Source organism: Ignatzschineria sp. PL_is040 (assembly GCF_055813795.1).
Map to the genome: position 1 here is coordinate 1 of NZ_JBVPGU010000056.1, position 259 is coordinate 259.

General features: G+C 45.6%; 1 rRNA gene. It reads right to left on the reverse strand.

The features are described from left to right. Positions 1–259: ribosomal RNA gene (locus AC0SAP_RS10420) — 23S ribosomal RNA — on the reverse strand; the annotation flags it as partial.

Below are 259 nucleotides of genomic sequence, written 5' to 3' on the forward strand. Positions count from 1 at the left end.
CCTTGGAGGATGGTCCCCCCATGTTCAGACAGGATTTCTCGTGTCCCGCCCTACTTGTTGATATGCCTAGTACCACTTACTGTATTTAAAATACGGGGCTATCACCCACTATGGCTCATCTTTCCAGATGATTCTTCTATACAATAAGTTATCACATATCGGCTCTTCCCGGGTCGCTCGCCACTACTGCGGGAATCTCAATTGATTTCTTTTCCTCTGGTTACTTAGATGTTTCAGTTCACCAGGTTCGCTTCCTTAA